Source organism: Chryseobacterium bernardetii, from assembly GCF_003815975.1.
In the GTDB taxonomy this organism is placed as follows: Bacteria; Bacteroidota; Bacteroidia; order Flavobacteriales; family Weeksellaceae; genus Chryseobacterium; species Chryseobacterium bernardetii.
In genome coordinates this window covers 968,908-988,159 of record NZ_CP033932.1, presented here as the reverse complement: position 1 = coordinate 988,159, position 19,252 = coordinate 968,908, and the positions used below count along the sequence as shown (strand labels likewise).

Genomic DNA, 19,252 nt, shown 5'->3' with positions numbered 1-19,252 from the left:
AAAACTTATTTTTACACTCAATATTAATATCTGATAAAAACACGGATTATCCATGCTTTCAAGAATTTACATTAAGAATTTTGCCCTGATTGATACTCTTGAAGTATCATTGAATAACGGTCTTCAGGTAATTACCGGAGAAACCGGAGCAGGAAAATCTATTATTTTGGGTGCATTACGTCTTATCCTGGGAGAAAGAGCAGATGTAAAATCCATTTCAAAAGCAGAAGAAAAAAGTGTTGTAGAAACAGAGTTTGCATTAAACAATCAGTTCAAGAAATTTTTTATTGAAAATGATCTGGATTATGAGCTGCAAACCATCATCAGAAGAGAAATATTGCCATCCGGTAAATCAAGAGCGTTCATCAATGATGTTCCGGTGACTCTGGATATATTGAAGGAGCTTTCTTCTCAGTTAATTGATATCCACTCTCAGTTTGAAACTTCCAATCTTTTTACATCGGAGTATCAGTTTAAAATTATTGACGGACTTTCTGAAAATAAAAAGATCATTGAAGACTATCAGCAGGAGTTTCTGGCATTTCAGAACCTGAAAACATTGCTTAAAAAGCTTAAAACACAACTTTCAGAAGCCAATAAAGAAAGTGATTATAAAGAATTCTTACTCAATGAACTTGAAGAATTAAAACTGGATGATGTAGATTACGAAGATATTCAAAACCAGTTATCTGTTCAGGAAAATGCGGGAATGATCTCTGAAAACGTAAGCCAGATCCTGTCCAGGTTTCATCAGGAAGAAATCGGAATTCTTTCATTCTTTAACGAAGCAAAAGCGAAACTCTCCAGAATTGCGGGTATTTCAACCAGTTTTGCAGAGCTGGATCAAAGACTTGAAACTTCATTTGTTGAACTGAAAGATATTATTTCTGAGCTTGAGCATGAAGCTGAGAAACTGGAGATCAACCCGGAAAGTCTTCTTGTTCTTACCGAACTCAATAACAAGATTAATGCATTGTTTCTTAAGCATAATGTTTCAGATCTTAATGAGCTGATCGAGATCAGAAATGAACTGGCAGGAGATCAGAAAGGAGCCTCAGAATTGGAAGCACAAATTATGGAAACTGAAGAAAGTATTACTGAAAAAGAAAAATCTCTTCAGATCCTGGCTGAAAAACTTTCCAAAAACAGAAAAAAGAATATTCCTGTTTTTATTAAAAAAGCTGAAGGGCTTCTTAAAAAATTAGGGCTGGAAAAAGCCAGAGTAGATATAGAATTGCAGGACGCTGAAGAGTTTAATCAATTCGGGAAAGAAAATATTCAGCTTTTATTCCAGGCGAATTCAGGATTCCCTTTAAAGCCAATCCAAACCGCTATTTCAGGAGGTGAAAGATCAAGGGTAATGCTCGCTGTAAAAAAGATTATTGCAGAAAGTGATGAATTACCAACGTTAATTTTAGATGAAATTGATACCGGGGTTTCTGGAAAAGTTGCTGAAGAAATCGGAAACCTGATGCGCGAAATGTCTGAAGATATGCAGTTAATTGTTATTTCCCACCTTGCGCAGGTGGCTGCAAAAGGAAATGATAATTATAAAGTGGTAAAACAGGATATTGCCGGTAAAACACAATCTACTATCATTCCTCTGAGTGAAGATGAAAAGCTGAATGAAATTGCCCAGCTGCTTTCAGGAAGCAAAATAACAGAGGCAGCCCTTGCCCAGGCGAAAGAACTTATTGGATAAGAAGCTGTAACGTTTTTTACATTATATTTACTAATGTAAAAAACTAAACTATGTTTCTAAAGTTCCTTAATCTTGAAATTAAAAACTTCTTCCGTGGTACCTCTTTAGGAGTTAATCTTACCATGAAGATTCTGAGGTTCATTGCGATTCTTTATTTCATGGGATGCCTTGTAGGTGGAGCTTTTCTGGTCTTTATGTATGTGAAGGATGAAGTGCATCAGGACCCTTTAAAAGTCGTTTCTACATTCTTACTCATGGGCTGGGTGGCAGATTTAGCCATTAAATATCTCTGGCAGGAAATTCCAACACAAAATATTAAACCCTTTCTCACTCTGAATATCAAAAAGAGAACTTTGGTTAATTACCTGTTGGTAAAAACTTTTTTTTCAGCCTTCAGTTGGTTAAATTCACTCTTTTTTATCACATTTTCCGGCATTGCATTGTTTTATGGATATAGCTTTCCTGGGATCTTATCGTGGGTAATTGGAGTTTCTGCATTATTTTATCTGAATAGCTTTATCAATATTTTTTTGAACAGTACAGAAAAGGTGGCCATAGCTGCTGCTGCTGTGATTGTAATAGCAGCAGCGTTAGGCTATTATGATATTATTCCGCTGCTCTCTTACTCGGAGACAGCTTTTTACAGCCTTTATGAAAAGCCATACTTATTTCTGATCCCTGTTGCTTTGTTTGTCATATTATGGATCTTTTGTTTTAGATATATCCGCAGAGAATTTTATCTGGATCAGGGGCTTGAAGCTAAGAAATCGGTAGGGAAAACAGAAAATATTGCTTTCCTGAATAAATATGGTGTTATAGGAACATTTATCAATAATGACATTAAAATGCTGAAACGGAATAAAGTTACAAGAGGCATTCTTTTGGGAAGTTTTATGTTTCTTTTCTATGGGCTGCTGATGTATACTTCCAAAGCCTACAAAACTCCGGCGATGACAATGTTCATGGGGCTTTTTGTAACTGGAGGCTTTCAATTTCTGTTCGGGCAGAGAGTTCCTGCCTTTGACAGCTCTTATTATCCTCTGATGATGACTCTGAATGTTCCGTACAAACAATATTTAAAGGCAAAATGGTGGTTGATGAATATTGTGACCGGGGTATCAATTATTGTGGCTGCATTTTATAGTTATTTCGGTTGGGAAATTTATGTAACATTTTTTGCCGCCGGATTATACAATATTGGGGTAAATTCACAATTTACGCTGTGGTCCGGAGCATTTAATAAAACTCAGATTGACCTTAACTCAAAAGAAAAAAGATTTGGGCAGAAAAATAGTTTCAATTTGAAATCAATGCTTTTGCTTATTCCTAAAATGCTGCTTCCTATGGCCGTATTTGCCGGTGCAAAATATCTTTTTGGGATCACGGCAGGGGTTATAAGTATTGCCGTCATGGGTCTCATAGGATTTTTACTGAGGGAAAAAATCTTTGATATTATTGTAAAGCATTATAAAAGAGAAAAATATAGCACTTTAGATGCATTTAAAAATAAAAGCTAAGCTATGATTACTATAAATAATTTATCTAAAACATACGGAACAGCAACCGTCTTGAATATTGAGCATCTTGAAATCCCCAATGGTGAAACCTTTGGCCTGGTGGGAAATAACGGAGCAGGGAAGACTACTCTTTTCAGCCTGATGTTAGACCTTATCCAGGCAACTACAGGTTCTGTAAGTATTGATGGTATTAAAGTAAATGAATCCGAAGTGTGGAAAAACAAAGTCTCTGCATTTGTAGACGATTCATTTCTTATCGGTTATCTGACTCCCGAGGAGTATTTTTACTTTATTGGAGAGTTAAGGGGGCAGAATAAAGCATCAGTTGATGAGTTTTTAAAACCTTTTCACGATTTTTTTAATGGTGAAATCCTTAAATCCGGAAAATATATCCGTGATCTTTCAAAAGGAAATCAGAAAAAAGTAGGAATTGTAGGGGCTATTATCGGAAATCCTGAAATTATTATTCTGGATGAGCCATTTGCTAATCTGGATCCGTCTACACAGATTAAGCTTAAAAATCTAATCAAAGAATTATCAAAACAGGATGGTGTTACTTTCCTTATCTCTAGCCATGATTTATCGCATACTACAGAAGTGTGTAACAGAATTGTAGTAGTAAACAAGGGACAACTGGTAAAAGATATTCAAACAACACCTGAAACGTTGAAAGATCTTGAACAGTATTTCTCAGATCAGGTTTCCGGCATTGATGAAATTAATGGTTCAGTCATAAAAAATAATATATAAATTACAAAGCACCGGAGATAATTCCCCGGTGCTCTGTTTAAGTCTATGAATGAAAATTGGAATGATTATTTCAAACTACCCACCATATCTTCCGGTTTTACCCATTCATCAAATTGTTCAGCTGTTAAAAGCCCAAGATTGATCGCTTCTTCTTTTAAAGTTGTACCATTTTTATGGGCTGTTTTGGCAATTTTTGCAGCGTTTTCGTAACCGATATGTGTATTTAAAGCAGTTACCAACATTAAAGATTTATCTACAAGCTCTTTAATTCTCTCATGGTTCGGCTCAATGCCAACAGCACAATGGTCATTGAATGAAATACATGCATCGGCAATAAGTTGTGCGGATTGCAGGAAGTTATAGGCCATTACAGGTTTGAAAACATTCAACTCATAATTTCCTTGGGTTCCGGCAAATGAAATCGTAGTATCGTTTCCTAAAACCTGGGCGCAAACCATCGTCATAGCCTCATTTTGAGTAGGATTTACTTTTCCTGGCATGATGGATGATCCCGGTTCATTTTCAGGGATATAAATTTCTCCGATACCGGAACGTGGTCCGGATGCCAATAGTCTGATATCCTGAGCAATTTTGAATAAAGAAACTGCAAGCTGTTTTAAAGCACCATGACTTTCAACAATCGCATCATGCGCAGCCAGTGCTTCAAATTTATTTTCGGCTGTAATAAACGGATGATTGGTAAATTTTGCAATATATTCAGCTACTTTTACATCGTAACCGGCTGGAGTATTTAATCCTGTTCCTACAGCAGTACCTCCTAAGGCAAGTTCAGAAAGGTGAGGTAAGGTATTTTTTAAAGCTCTTAAACCGAATTCCAATTGGGCAACATAACCGGAAAATTCCTGTCCTAGTGTTAATGGAGTAGCATCCATAAGGTGAGTTCTTCCGATTTTTACAACATCTTTAAAGGCTTTAGCTTTTTCAGAAAGGGTATTTTTTAATTTTTCAACGGCAGGAATGGTTACTTCTACTACTTTTTTGTAGGCTGCAATGTGCATTGCCGTTGGATAGGTATCGTTGGATGATTGAGACTTATTCACATCATCATTCGGATGAATTTCAGATTTTTCCCCTAAGGTTCCGCCATTGTTAACATGGGCACGATTGGAAACCACTTCATTCACATTCATATTGGACTGGGTCCCTGAACCGGTCTGCCAGATCACCAAAGGGAACTGATCATTTAGCTTTCCCTCAAGAATTTCATCACAAACTTTTGCGATCATGTCTCTTTTTTCAGCTGAAAGTACTCCCAAATCAGTATTTGTATAAGCTGCAGCTTTTTTTAGATAAGCAAAAGCTTCAATAATTTCGTGAGGCATAGAACCCTCAGGGCCTATTTTGAAATTGTTTCTTGAACGTTCTGTCTGTGCACCCCAAAGTTTATCTGCAGGTACCTGCACTTCTCCCATGGTGTCTTTTTCTATTCTGTAATTCATTGTGGTAGAAATTTATAGTATTTATTAATTATGAAACCATTTTTAACTTTTTTGGATTCATTATTTAATTAGTATAAAGGTACTTATAAACTCATAAACCCGCAATTTATAATCATTATAAATATCGATTCAAATGACTGATTTTACTCATCTTTTTTTAATGGAAGCCGTATTTTTGTACAAACAAAAAATTGAATGGAATTTAGATATCAGGATCCGTATCCAATTCAGAAAGATGATACGGTGTATAAAAAGCTTACATCAGATTATGTAAAGGTTGAAAAACTGGGTGACAGAGAAATTTTAACAGTTGATCCTAAAGGATTGGAGCTATTGGCTGAAGAGGCTATGGCAGACGTTTCTTTTATGTTGCGTTCCTCACACCTTGAAAGCCTTAGAAGAATCATAGATGATCCTGAAGCTACTGACAATGACAGGTTCGTTGCTTATAACTTATTACAAAATGCCGCTGTAGCGGTTGAAGGAGCTCTTCCTTCCTGCCAGGATACAGGAACCGCAATTGTAATGGGTAAAAAAGGAGAAAATGTATACACAGGAGTGGATGACGGTGAATTCTTAAGCCGTGGAATCTTTAATACTTATCAGAAAAGAAACTTAAGATATTCTCAGGTTGTTCCTTTAACGATGTTTGATGAGAAAAACTCAGGATCTAACCTTCCTGCCCAGATTGATATCTACGCTAAAAAAGGAGATTCTTATGAGTTCTTATTCTTAACAAAAGGAGGAGGCTCAGCTAACAAGACATTCCTTTATCAAAAGACAAAATCTTTATTGAATGAGAAGTCTCTTGAAGAATTCATCAAGGAAAAGATTTCCGATCTTGGAACAGCAGCTTGCCCGCCATATCACTTAGCTTTAGTAATCGGAGGAACTTCAGCTGAAGCAAACCTTGCTGCTGTAAAGAAAGCTTCTGCAAAATATTATGACAATCTTCCAACTGAAGGAAATGAAGCAGGCCAGGCATTCAGGGATCTGGAATGGGAAGCTAAAGTTCAGAAAATCTGCCAGGAAAGTGCTATTGGAGCTCAGTTTGGAGGAAAATACCTTACTCACGACGTAAGGGTAATCAGACTTCCAAGACATGCTGCTTCCTGCCCGGTAGGAATGGGTGTATCCTGTTCAGCAGACAGAAATATCAAAGGTAAAATTACAAAAGACGGTATCTTCCTTGAGCAATTGGAACAAGATCCAAAAAGATTCTTACCAGCTACACCGCCACACCTTGAAGAAGCAGTTGAAATTAATTTGAATAAGCCAATGCCTGAAATTCTTGCTGAGCTTTCAAAATATCCGATCAAAACAAGATTAAAATTGAACGGTACACTAATCGTAGCGAGAGATATTGCTCACGCAAAGATTAAAGAAATTATCGACAGTGGAAAACCAATGCCTGAATATTTCAAAAATCACCCAATCTATTATGCAGGGCCGGCAAAAACACCGGAAGGAATGGCTTCAGGAAGTTTCGGACCTACAACAGCAGGAAGAATGGATGTGTATGTGGATGAATTCCAAAGCCACGGCGGAAGTATGATTATGTTGGCAAAAGGAAACAGAAGCAAAGATGTTACTGATGCTTGTAACAAATACGGAGGATTCTATCTCGGGTCTATCGGAGGGCCTGCAGCTATTCTGGCAAAAGATAATATTGTATCTGTAGATGTAGTAGACTTCCCTGAATTAGGAATGGAAGCTGTAAGAAAAATTGAAGTGAAAGACTTCCCGGCATTCATCATTACCGATGATAAAGGAAATGATTTCTTCGCAGATCTTGCACACTAATCACAAACACATTGAGAATGGAGATATGAGGTGAGTGATTAAATTTCAAATCCCATGTCTCACAGCCTCAAAACCTATATAGAATTAAAATAAATTAAAAATTAGAGCCTGTATCTTTTGTGTAAAAAAGAAAAAAGCTTTATTTTTGCCTAAAATCTTTAAGAATGATAACTATTTTATCAGCATTTTGGCCGTTCTACCAGTTCCTTTGGACTGTATTCTTCATTACTATGTTCTTAGTAGGATTCTGGTGTATTTTTATGTTCTTCGGATTAGTGATCCCAATGTGGCTAACTGAAGGTTTGAAAGAGTATTTCGGAAAAGTGAAGCCTTTCGATCCTGAAGATATCAGAAGAAAGCTTATTACTGAGCAGGAAGGTGTAGAAACAATTTACAGCCAACCTAAAGGAAACGGACCTTTCCTTCACGATCACGGACATCATCATTAATTGATTGTCATTGCTTTTTCACCTGAATTCTGAAAAAGCAATATCAAAGCAAAACAACATATATAAACCGCTTAATTTTTTTAAGCGGTTTTTTCTGTTTATACACATAATGTATTGTAATGAGGTTTAGAAAGCTTAATAGTTTAAATGATTCAATTTCAGATGGGTAAATCAATTAATAGTTTGCTTTACACTTATATATGATAGAATTGAATTAGAGAAAGGAGGATATACAGCTAATTAAATTAAGAAAAATTACATTTTTTTTAACATTTGAATCAATATATCCGTGAGATTTCCGTTACATACGATATAGTTCATTACAATTACTTTTATTAAAAGGCTCATGGAATATTTTCATGAGTCTTTTTTGTATTACATCCTGCATCTTTAACTAAAACAGAATAAAATAAACCCGATGAATAAAAATTAATATTATATTCGATAAAAATAAAGACATGAAAAAATTCTATACTGTTGTTTTACTATTCATTACAAGGGTTATTTTTGGACAGATCAACTATACGATTTCTCCTAATCCGTTTAATGAAACAGACGCTATTACCCTCACCGTTCCCGGTGATCAGATTGACGAAGCTGCCTGGGGAATAACCAATAATTCAGTTTATATCTGGTCCTGGTCTTTTGATACCAATTATCAGAACAGCCAGGATTGCCCTACTAACGGAAGCTGGAACAACTCCAATGATCTGAATAAGCTTAATTATAATGCTGCAACAGATACTTACTCCCTTACATTCACACCAACAGCCTTTTTCGGGAGAACGGGAATCGGAAGGTTTGGATTTTTATTAAAGGACAAAACCGGAGCCCATAAGACTTCACCGGATATCTTCGTTAATGTAGGGATCCTGAATGTAAGTTTAACGAACCCTGCGGCCAACAGCCTTACAACAGTTCCTGTTGGAAATTCAATTAATATTACAGCAACAACAAATGTTAATGCTACTTTTCAGCTTAAGGCAAACGGAACAGTAGTAAATTCTACTTCTACACCATCTCAGTCTTATTCTTATAATTATACGGTTTCACAGGATGCCAATATGGAACTGATTGCCACAGAGGGAAGCAACTCTAAAAATTTAGCATTTATTCTGCAGATTCCACGAAATGTAGTTTCAGAACCGGTTCCGAATTGGATTAAGCAGGGAATCAATTATGATCCTACAGATCCTACTAAGATTGGGCTTGCCTTGTATGCTCCTCATAAAAATTTTGTTCACGTCATCGGAAGCTTCAATAACTGGACAGTAAATGACACTTATCTGATGAAAAAAGATACTACGAATCCGGATCTCTATTGGATAGAACTGAATGGATTAACTCCGCAGCAGCTATATACATTTCAATACAGAACTAATGATCTGAGAAAAGTGGCTGATCCTTATTCGCCTCAGATTTTATCTTCTTATGATGACCAATGGATTTCCTCTTCCACTTACCCGAATCTTCCTGCATTTCCGGCCGGGCAGGGTTTTGAGGTTTCAACATTCAAAACAGGGCAAACTCCTTACAATTGGCAGGTAACTAATTTCCAGAGACCTGCAAAAGAAGATCTTGTGGTATATGAACTTTTGTTAAGAGATTTTACACAGGAGAAAAACTGGCAGTCTTTGATCAATAAAATTTCTTATTTAAAAAATCTGAAGATCAATGCTATTGAGTTACTGCCCATCATGGAGTTTGACGGAAACCTTTCCTGGGGATATAATACATCTTTCCATTATGCTTTAGATAAGGCCTATGGAACCCCTGAAAAATTTAAAGAATTTGTTGATCTGTGCCATCAGAATGGTATTGCTGTTATTTTAGATGTAGCTTTTAACCATGCAACAGGACGTTCTCCTCTGGTACGGCTTTGGAATATTGATCCCGATGGAGATGGTTATGGAGATGTAGCTCCGGATAATCCTTATTTCAATCAGGTTCCTAAACATTCATACAATGTGTTTAATGATTTTAACCATTCCAGCCTTTCAACTCAATATTACGTTGAAAGGTGCCTGCAGCAATGGCTGAAAGAGTATCGAATTGACGGTTTCCGTTGGGATTTGACAAAAGGATTCACACAAAACTGTTCTGAAAATGATGAAAACTGTACCAATGCTTATCAGCAGGACAGGGTAGACATTCTGAAGCAGTATGCAGACAAACAATGGGCGCTGGATCCGGATTCTTATATGATCTTTGAACACCTCGGAACTGATGCCGAAGAGCAGCAATGGGCAAATTACAGAGTAGCAGAAGGCAAAGGAGTGATGCTTTGGAATAAACAGACAGAGCCTTACAATCAGAATACAATGGGGTATAAGGAAAACAGTAACTATGACCGTATGAATCACAGCCTTCATGGATTTACCGGAATGCGTGCTGTAGGATATGGTGAAAGCCATGATGAAGAAAGACTGATGTTTAAAAACCTTGCGTATGGAGCTGTTAATGGAAGTTATAGCGTAAAGAATCTGAATACAGCGTTGGAAAGAATGAAAACATTTGGTGCTACATTCTTTACCATTCCCGGTCCGAAAATGATCTGGCAGTTTGGGGAGCTGGGTTACGATTTCAGTATCAACAGATGTGCAGATGGAAGCATCAACAACGGCTGCAGAACCGATGAAAAACCTGTAGCTTTTACATTAGGATATGATATTGATGCCAGCAGAAAGGCTGTTTATGATACATGGGCAAAAATTATTGATATCAGAAATACCAATCCGGTATTCAAGTCAAAGACTTACACCATAGAATCAAACAACCTGGCCAACGATCCTGATGGATTGGTTACAAGAATTTATGTATATGACAGTACAATCAACGGAATGAAAAACGTTGTCGTTCTTGCAAATTATTCTACTTCTGCCCAAAATGTTGTGCCTTATTTCCCTTACACTGGCCAATGGAAAAATCTGATGGATGATACGGTAACTAATATTAGCTCTACTATTGCTCCGATTACCTTACAACCGGGAGAATTCAGGATTTTCGGAAATTTTGCCGGAGCTTTGTCTGTTTCAGATGTAAATGCAGGAAATAAATTATCTCTTCAGATTTCAGACAATCCCATAAAAAACGGTGCTGTAAAACTGATTTTTAATAAAGTAAAAAACGGGGAAATTATGATCTTCGATATGAGCGGTAAAAAACTGAATTCATTTAAACTGGATAAAGAAAACGGAAGCTACGAACTGAAGGTAAATTATCCACCGGGAACTTATCTGGTGCATCTGAAATCCGAAACCGGAATAGCTATCCAGAAGATGATCGTAAAATAAATACAAGGGCAAATTGGCGGGTTAGCTGATTTGCCTTTTTTCTGATCATGATAATTCACTTTTTGCATATTTGAAAAATAAGTCTACCTTTGCACTAGATTTATCAAGAAAGGTGGAGGGATTTGGCCCAATGAAACCTTAGCAACCAACACAATTCCAGAGGTGTAAAGGTGCTAATTCCAACCCAATGGGGGAGATAAGTGAAGTCAATATTTCTTATATGAATTCCATTTCTTGAAGTCTTGTATATCTGCAGAAAGCTCTGCGGGAGAATATTATTAATTGGCAAGAACAAAGATGAAGAAATTAAGTACAGCTGTATTACTGTTAGGGACAATTCTGGGCGCTGCGCAGGAGCAGGCGGAAAAAGGAAAACAGATTGAAGACATTATTATCGTTGGAAACCGGAACGTTAAAAGAACAAAATTGGAAACACCGGTTCCTGTGGACGTTATCAATATCGATAAGGTTCAAAGATCATCACCGCAAATGACGGCTCAGGATCTTTTGAACTATGTTATTCCCTCATTTAATTCCGTAAGACAGTCTGCTTCTGACGGAACAGAGCACATTGATCCGGTGACATTAAGAGGAATGGGTCCGGACCAGGTTTTAGTGTTGCTTAACGGAAAAAGAAGACATACCACTTCCCTGGTAAACTATCAGAATACGGTAGGAAACGGATCGGTAGGAACAGATTTGAGTACCATTCCTGTCATTGCCATTGAAAAAATTGAAGTGTTAAGAGACGGTGCAGCAGCACAATATGGTTCTGATGCTATTGCAGGAGTTATCAATATTATTCTGAAAAAGAACGCAGGAGCTTCCGCAAGTTTAACCTATGGATTAAGTGGAAGGAATGATGGGGATACCTACCAGGCAGGAGTCAATTACGGAACTTCTTTAGGTAAAAATGAAGGTTTTATCAACCTTTCATTACAGTTAAGCCACAGAGGAAAAACAACCAGAACCCAACATCACGACCTTGATATTTTCGGAGACAATTTCGCCTATGAATTTGCAGGAGATGCTGAGGCTGTAAAAGCTGCCAGAGCTGCAGATGATGCGAAGATTCAAGAAAGAGGATTAACAAGAGATGATTTCAATTTCCAGATTGGAGACGCGCAAATCAGACAAGGACAATTATTTTTCAATTCAGAATATCCTTTGAATGATAACTTTAAATTCTACTCTTTTGGAGGATTCAGCATTAAAGAAGGAAAAGGATATGGTTTCAGAAGACTTCCCAGTGAAAGTTTTAACGTTGTAAAAGAAATCTATCCCAACGGATTTCAGGCAGTCTTAAATTCTCAGATCTATGATATCTCCTACGTTGTTGGAACAAAATATAATGTAAATGATTGGCTGATTGATCTAAGTAATACCTTTGGCAGTAATACTTTCAATTATAACGTAAGCAATACCAATAACGCTTCTCTGGGAGTAAAATCACCCACCCGTTTTTATGCTGGTGCGCACAGTTTCTTACAGAATACCGTTAATCTTGATGTTTCAAAAAAGATAAAGAACTTCAATATTGCATTCGGAGGAGAATTCAGATTTGAACAATATCAGATCAAAGCTGGGGACGAGGCTTCTTATACTCAATATGACGAGAACGGAAATGTGGCAACAAAGGATTCTAAAGTGATTGGAGCCGGCGGTTCGCAATCTTTTATAGGTTTTTCGCCGGATAATGCTTTGAAAAAAGACAGACATTCAACAGCCGTATATGCTGACCTTTCCTATGATTTAGATAAAAAACTGAATATTGATGCCGCTGCCAGATTTGAAAACTACTCAGACTTTGGAAGCACTCTCAATGGAAAACTAGCCATCAGGTATGAATTTGTAAAAAATTATGCAGTAAGAGCAGCAGTTGGGACAGGATTCAGGGCGCCATCGCTTCAGCAGCAGTATTTTAATAACTCTTTTGCAGATATTTCTACTTCAGGAGAGGGAATTGTAAGAAAAGGAATCTTTAATAATGACAGTCAGGCTGCACAGGTTCTTGGATTTGATAAATTAAAGCAGGAAACATCCGTTAATGGAAGCGCAGGATTTACTTTACAGCCTGTTAAAGGACTTTTTATTACCGTAGATGGATATATCATTAAAGTAAAAGACAGAATTGTCATTACCAGCAATATCACAGATGAGCAATTATCAGACCCTAAAGTAGTAGGAGAAGGAAATGCAGTGGAAAGCGGCAGATTTTTTGCCAATGCCATTGATACCGAAACAAAAGGAATAGATGTAGTAGTTTCCTATGATTGGAGGCTGGCTGGCGGAAACTTAAATATCAACCTTGCCGGAAACTATACGGAAACAAAAATTACAGATTTTCACTTCCCGGACAATATAAAAACTCCGCAGAAAGAATTCTTTGGCCCGGATCAGATCAATATTATCGAAACCCTTTCTCCTAAAGCAAAAGCATCATTGGGGCTTACGTATGGAATAGGAAAATTCAGTTTTCTCGTGAGAAATACCTATTTTGGTAAAGTAATCAGAGACGGTTATCCTTTCGGAGAAGTTCAGGAGTTTGCTCCAAAAGTGGTTACTGATATTAGTGTAGGATATGATATCACAAAAAATATCAACTTTACAGTAGGTGCCAACAACGTATTTGATGTATTCCCTGATCTTCAGATCTATAAAAATTCATATTATGGAGTATTTAAATATGCGCCGGTTCAGATGGGAACATTGGGAAGCTATTTCTTTGGAAGGCTTAATTTTAATTTTTAATGAATAAATGAGTACTGCTTCGCATCAGATCGGCTGGAAAACAGCGGCCGCTATTGTAGTTTCCAATATGATAGGAACAGGGATTTTTACAACTCTGGGATTTCAGTTATCCGATATTACCAATACCTACAGTATTTTCCTGTTATGGGTAATTGGAGGAATTTTAGCTCTGTTCGGTGCTTTCTGCTATGCAGAATTAGGTTCCCATTTTAAAGGAAACGGTGGTGATTTTATCTATCTTAAAGAAACTTATCATCCTTTATTCGGATATCTGATAAGCTGGATTTCCCTGATTATTGGGTTTTCTTCACCTGTAGCTCTGGCAGCCCTGGCTATGTCGAAATATCTTTCTGTATTTGATTACTCATTTGGAAGTGGTTTTGCCATTGCAGCTATATTTTTGGTGGCGATTACCTTATCATTCAGCTTAAAGACTTCCAGCAGGTTTCATAACTTTTTTACATTCATCAAAATCGCCTTTATTATTGTTTTGGTAACTCTGGGAGTTGGATTATCAGAATCCCCACAAATAGGAAACAGCCTGAACTTCAGTAACAGCTGGCAGAACGAAATGATGCTTCCTGCCTTTGCTACTTCGTTGGTTTTCGTTACCTATTCCTATACCGGATGGAATTCAGCATCTTATATCGCCGGGGAAATAAAGGATGTTCAGAAGAATCTCCCTAAATCACTGATTATAGGAACTGTTTTTGTGACGGTAAGTTATATTCTTGTCAACTATATTATGCTGAAACATGCTCCGGTAAGCCAATTGGCAGGAAAAGAAGATGTAATGGGAGAGGCTGCGGTGAATATGCTGGGGCTTTCTTTCGGGAAAATTGTGAATATTTTTATCGCATTACAGCTCATTGCTACCATCAGTGGATATCTGTGGGTAGGATCAAGGCTTACACAAGCCTTTGCAAAAGATACCCGCATCTGGAAACCACTTTCTGTTGGGAATAAAAAAGGAATCCCGGTGAGAGCCATTTTTGCCCATGCAGTGATTGCCACCATAATTATTTTAACAGGCAGTTTTAAGGAGATCTTTGTTTACACAGCCTTTATTCTTCAGTTATTTGCCAGTTTAGCAATCTCAACGGTATACTTTCTTAAAAAGAAGGATAGAAAAATATTTAAATCCAATGCTTTTTATATTTTTCCAACAGTTTTCTTGCTATTCAGTATTTATATCCTTTATTTTACCTTTATCCATAATCCTAAAGAAAGCTTAATAGGGTTAGGAATTATTGTAGTGGGACTCATTTTATACTGGATAGACAGGAGGCTTTCCAAAGGATTTTAAAAGAAATATTGAAAACAGAAAAATGCTGACAGGGCAATTTGGAATATATCTTTTTGCCGTTTTGTTCCCTTCATCCCTAATGCTCAAAAATTTATACTTTAATTTTGAATTAATAATTCTTATCTTTGCACCCACAAAAATTCGACAATGTCTAAATCATTAATTCCAAAATTAGAAGCTATAAAACAAAGATATAATGAGGTTGCAGACCTTATTATACAGCCTGATGTCATTTCAGACCAAAAAAGATATTCTTCTTTGAACAAAGAATATAGTGATTTGGGAAAAATTGTAAGAGTTTACGATCAGTACAAAGGTGCTTTAGACAGCATCGAAGAATCTGACGAAATTATTGCAGATGGCTCAGACAGAGATCTTGTAGATCTTGCAAAAGAAGAAAAGCTGGAAGCACAATCCAAACTTCCTGCATTAGAAGAAGAACTTAAGGTTCTTCTGATTCCTAAAGATCCTGCAGATGATAAAAACGTAATCGTTGAATTACGTGCCGGAACCGGAGGTGATGAAGCAGCAATCTTCGTGGAAGATGTGTACAGAATGTATACCATGTATTTCAAAGCAAAAGGATGGAGACATGAAGTAACAGATTCCAATGAAGCCGCAAAAGGATACAAGGAACTGATCATGAAGGTGGAAGGAGAAGGCGTATACGGAATTATGAAATTTGAATCAGGAGTTCACCGTGTACAGCGTGTACCGGAAACAGAATCTCAGGGTAGAGTGCACACATCGGCAATTACCGTTGCCGTTTTACCGGAAGCAGAAGAAGTGGATTTCGAATTAAATCCAGCCGATATTGAAATGCAGACTTCCCGTTCAGGAGGTGCCGGAGGTCAGAACGTAAACAAAGTTGAAACTAAAGTACAGTTAACTCACAAACCTTCAGGGTTAGTGGTCGTTTGTCAGCAGGCTCGTTCTCAGCTGGCTAACCGTGAATTGGCAATGGAAATGTTAAGAACCAAGCTATACGATATTGAACTTCAAAAAGTACAGGGAGATATTGCTGCACAGCGTAAATCTATGGTGTCTACAGGAGACCGTTCTGCAAAGATCAAAACGTATAATTATCCGCAGGGAAGAGTAACAGATCACAGAATCAACAAATCCATGTATAATCTGGACGCCTACATGAACGGAGATATTTCTGAAATGATTGATGCCGTAATCATGGCAGAGAATGCAGAAAAAATGAAGGGAGAAGAAGAAAACTACTAAGAGTTTACAAAAAATAAAACAAAGCCTCTGATTTTTTCAGGGGCTTTTCTTTTTATCACAGCAATTATTCAAATTATAAACTATGAAAAACTACAAAATTATTTTCTTACTATTGCTTACCATGGTGGGGCAATACGTTTCTGCACAAACAGAGGTAAAAAAGCCTAAAGAAGTCTTTGAGCTGTACTTCCGGACTTTAGTAAATAACGATGAAGCAGCTTTAAATAAGCTTAATGATTATTTAAGACCTACAGTAGAAGGACAGGATGCTTACCAGATCAATTTTAAAGAATCTTCACAGGAAATGATCAACAGCAGTGTAGAGAATTTCCTTTCTGCTTTTTCTAAAGCCGCGGCTTCAGCATGTAAAAAAGAAGCGGAAGACTATTTCATGGCAATGATCGGAAATTTTAAAAAAGCAAAAGTAACCGTTAATAATGTAAAAATTATTCCTAACGAATACCTTGAAGGAGAAAAAATTGCAGAAATAAGTTATACCGTAAGTTTTCAGCTGCCGTCAAAATTGACCCATGGACCTGAAGGTGATACGAAAAAAGTAAAGGCTGAAGAGCTGAAGAAATATTTAATTCAGGTCGTTGAAGATTTTAAAAATGCAGATAAAACAGTAACCACAGACCAGAATTTTAGTCTGTATGAACTGAAAGAGGGAGGCAAAATATACTACTGGAACGGGAACCCGGATCAGATTGTTACCAATCTTACAGAGTTCTATTTCGACAGCCTTTAATTGGCGGAGAACTGATTAATAGCCTATAGAATAAGTAAAAGTCCCGAAATCCGGGGCTTTTTTTATTTCATATACTTTATGTATTTTTGAGAAAACCGTTCAGTATGAATTTTAAACCTATGTTATTAACTGCTGGAGTTCTGTTTTCAGCATCTTTTTATTCTCAAACAATGAATTATCCAAAAGCATTAAAGGGAGCCCAAACCGATACCTATTTTGGAACTGCAGTTTCTGATCCGTACAGAGATCTGGAAAATGATTCTGAAGCTACCAAAAAGTGGGTAGATGAAGAAGTGGCGTACAGCCAGAATTATCTTTCAAAAATTCCATTCAGGGATAAAATCAAGAACCAGCTGAAAGACATCTGGAATTATGAAAAAATTTCAGCGCCTTTCAAAGAAGGAGACTATACCTATTATTCTAAAAACGATGGTTTACAGGCACAGTCTGTGTTATATAGAACAAACAACAAGACTAAGGCAACAGAAGTATTTTTAGATCCTAATAAATTCTCGGAAAAAGGAACCACTTCACTATCTAATCTTTCTTTCAACAAAAAAGGAACCCTTGCTGCCTATTCTATTTCTGAAGGTGGAAGCGACTGGAATAAGATCATCATCATTGATGCTGTTACCAAAAAACAAATTGATGAAACTTTGGTAGATGTAAAATTCAGTGGAATTGCCTGGCAGAATGACGAAGGATTTTATTATTCAAGCTATGATAAGCCCAAAGAAGGAACAGTTCTTTCCGGAATGACGGATAAGCATAAAGTATATTTTCACAAACTGGGAACAAAGCAGTCTGAAGATAAGCTGATCTTCGGTGGAGAAAAAACACCAAGAAGATATCTGGGAGCTAGTGTTTCGGACGATCAGAGATATCTGATTATTTCTGCAGCCAATGCCACCAATGGAAATGAGCTGTTTATCAAAGATCTGAAAAAAGGTGGAGATTTTGTACAGATTAATAAAGGATTTGATATCAATGCTCACATTGTAGACACTCAGGGAGATGACCTTTTCATTTCTACAGATAAAGATGCTCCTAATATGCGTCTTGTAAAAACTACAATCAGCAATCCGGCTCCGGAAACATGGAAAGATGTTATTCCACAAACAGAAAACGTATTGGGAATTTCTACGGGAGGCGGATATTTCTTTGCCACTTATATGGTTGATGCTATAGACCAGGTAAAACAATATGATAGAACAGGAAAACTGATCAGAGAAATTACACTTCCTGGCAAAGGAAACATTTCAGGCTTTGGCGGAAAAGAAAAAGAGAAAGAGCTTTATTATTCTTTCAGCAATTATATCACACCGGGAACTACCTATAAATTCAATGTAGATTCTGGGAAATCTGAAGTATATCAAAAACCGAAAGTGAAATTCAATCCGGATGATTACGTTTCTGAACAGGTATTCTATACTTCCAAAGATGGAACAAAAGTTCCTATGATGATTAACTATAAGAAAGGAACCAAGCTTGATGGTAAAAATCCAACTATTTTATACTCTTACGGAGGGTTCAATATCAGCTTACAGCCATCTTTCTCAGTAGTTAATGCCATCTGGATGGAAAATGGAGGCATCTATGCCGTTCCAAACATCCGTGGAGGGGGAGAATATGGTAAGAAATGGCATGATGCAGGAACAAAAATGCAGAAAAGAAACGTTTTTGAGGACTTTATCGCAGCGGGAGAATACCTACAGAGCAAGGGCTATACATCAAAAGAATATATGGCTCTTTCCGGAAGATCAAACGGAGGTTTATTGGTAGGGGCTACAATGACTTTACGTCCGGATCTTGCAAGAGTAGCATTCCCGGGAGTTGGAGTATTGGATATGCTGAGATATAACAAGTTTACAGCGGGTGCCGGATGGGCTTACGACTACGGAACCGCAGAAGACAGCAAAGAAATGTTTGAATACCTGAAGTCCTATTCTCCGGTACACAACGTAAAAGCAAAAACATGTTATCCGTCTACAATGATCATTACCAGCGACCATGATGACAGAGTAGTTCCCGCACACTCTTTCAAGTTTGGAGCTGAACTTCAGGAAAAACAAGCTTGTAAGAACCCTATTTTGCTAAGAATTGAGAAAAATGCAGGACACGGTGCTGGAAGATCAACAGATCAGGTAATCGGTGAAAATGCAGATTTGATATCATTTGCTTTATATGAAATGGGAGTGAAGCTTTAAGGCATGAAATGAAAAATGATTCTTGTTACAACA

At 37.1% G+C, this 19,252-nt stretch carries 12 protein-coding genes and 1 riboswitch; of the genes, 11 read left to right on the top strand and 1 reads right to left on the bottom strand.

Annotated features, from left to right (window positions below; genetic code table 11):
* The first annotated feature begins 52 nt into the window (after window positions 1-52).
* From EG339_RS04600 to EG339_RS04590, 3 genes are read left to right on the top strand one after another with little or no spacing between them, the layout of a single operon-like run.
* Window positions 53-1,702, top strand: a complete 1,650-nt coding sequence (locus EG339_RS04600) for a DNA repair protein RecN (protein ID WP_123869077.1) — start codon at window positions 53-55, stop codon at window positions 1,700-1,702.
* A 50-nt stretch (window positions 1,703-1,752) separates the two neighbouring features.
* Window positions 1,753-3,219 carry a DUF5687 family protein gene (locus EG339_RS04595; RefSeq protein ID WP_123869076.1) on the top strand — a complete coding sequence of 489 codons (1,467 nt, stop codon included), beginning with the start codon at window positions 1,753-1,755 and terminating at the stop codon, window positions 3,217-3,219.
* Between the two features lie 3 nt (window positions 3,220-3,222).
* Window positions 3,223-3,969, top strand: coding sequence for an ABC transporter ATP-binding protein (locus EG339_RS04590; RefSeq protein WP_123869075.1), 747 nt, complete (start codon window positions 3,223-3,225; stop codon window positions 3,967-3,969).
* Between the two features lie 65 nt (window positions 3,970-4,034).
* Here the strand turns inward: EG339_RS04590 and fumC are convergent, their stop codons facing one another.
* Window positions 4,035-5,429, bottom strand: a complete 1,395-nt coding sequence (fumC, locus tag EG339_RS04585) for a class II fumarate hydratase (protein ID WP_123869074.1) — start codon at window positions 5,427-5,429, stop codon at window positions 4,035-4,037.
* Window positions 5,430-5,624: 195 nt separating this feature from the next.
* Between fumC and EG339_RS04580 the strand changes: the two genes are divergently transcribed.
* From EG339_RS04580 to EG339_RS04545, 8 genes are all read left to right on the top strand, one after another.
* On the top strand, window positions 5,625-7,232 hold the full coding sequence (locus EG339_RS04580; RefSeq protein ID WP_123869073.1) for a fumarate hydratase: 1,608 nt from the start codon (window positions 5,625-5,627) through the stop codon (window positions 7,230-7,232).
* 164 nt (window positions 7,233-7,396) lie between these two features.
* A complete protein-coding gene (locus EG339_RS04575) occupies window positions 7,397-7,681 on the top strand; it encodes a hypothetical protein (protein WP_181575077.1) in 285 nt (94 codons plus the stop codon).
* 458 nt (window positions 7,682-8,139) lie between these two features.
* Window positions 8,140-10,974 carry an alpha-amylase family glycosyl hydrolase gene (locus EG339_RS04570; RefSeq protein ID WP_123869072.1) on the top strand — a complete coding sequence of 945 codons (2,835 nt, stop codon included), beginning with the start codon at window positions 8,140-8,142 and terminating at the stop codon, window positions 10,972-10,974.
* A gap of 97 nt (window positions 10,975-11,071) precedes the next feature.
* Window positions 11,072-11,177, top strand: a riboswitch (SAM riboswitch).
* A 94-nt stretch (window positions 11,178-11,271) separates the two neighbouring features.
* Window positions 11,272-13,725 (top strand): TonB-dependent receptor plug domain-containing protein, encoded by a 2,454-nt coding sequence (locus EG339_RS04565; RefSeq protein WP_123869071.1) that lies wholly within the window; start codon window positions 11,272-11,274, stop codon window positions 13,723-13,725.
* 7 nt (window positions 13,726-13,732) lie between these two features.
* Window positions 13,733-15,031, top strand: coding sequence for an APC family permease (locus EG339_RS04560; protein WP_123869070.1), 1,299 nt, complete (start codon window positions 13,733-13,735; stop codon window positions 15,029-15,031).
* 147 nt (window positions 15,032-15,178) lie between these two features.
* Window positions 15,179-16,264, top strand: a complete 1,086-nt coding sequence (gene prfA, locus EG339_RS04555) for a peptide chain release factor 1 (protein WP_123869069.1) — start codon at window positions 15,179-15,181, stop codon at window positions 16,262-16,264.
* A gap of 82 nt (window positions 16,265-16,346) precedes the next feature.
* Entirely contained in the window at window positions 16,347-17,012 is a 666-nt protein-coding gene (locus tag EG339_RS04550; protein WP_123869068.1) for a hypothetical protein, read from the top strand.
* A gap of 104 nt (window positions 17,013-17,116) precedes the next feature.
* Complete coding sequence (locus EG339_RS04545; protein ID WP_123869067.1) at window positions 17,117-19,219, top strand: prolyl oligopeptidase family serine peptidase; 2,103 nt, start codon at window positions 17,117-17,119, stop codon at window positions 19,217-19,219.
* The last annotated feature ends 33 nt before the right edge of the window (window positions 19,220-19,252 follow it).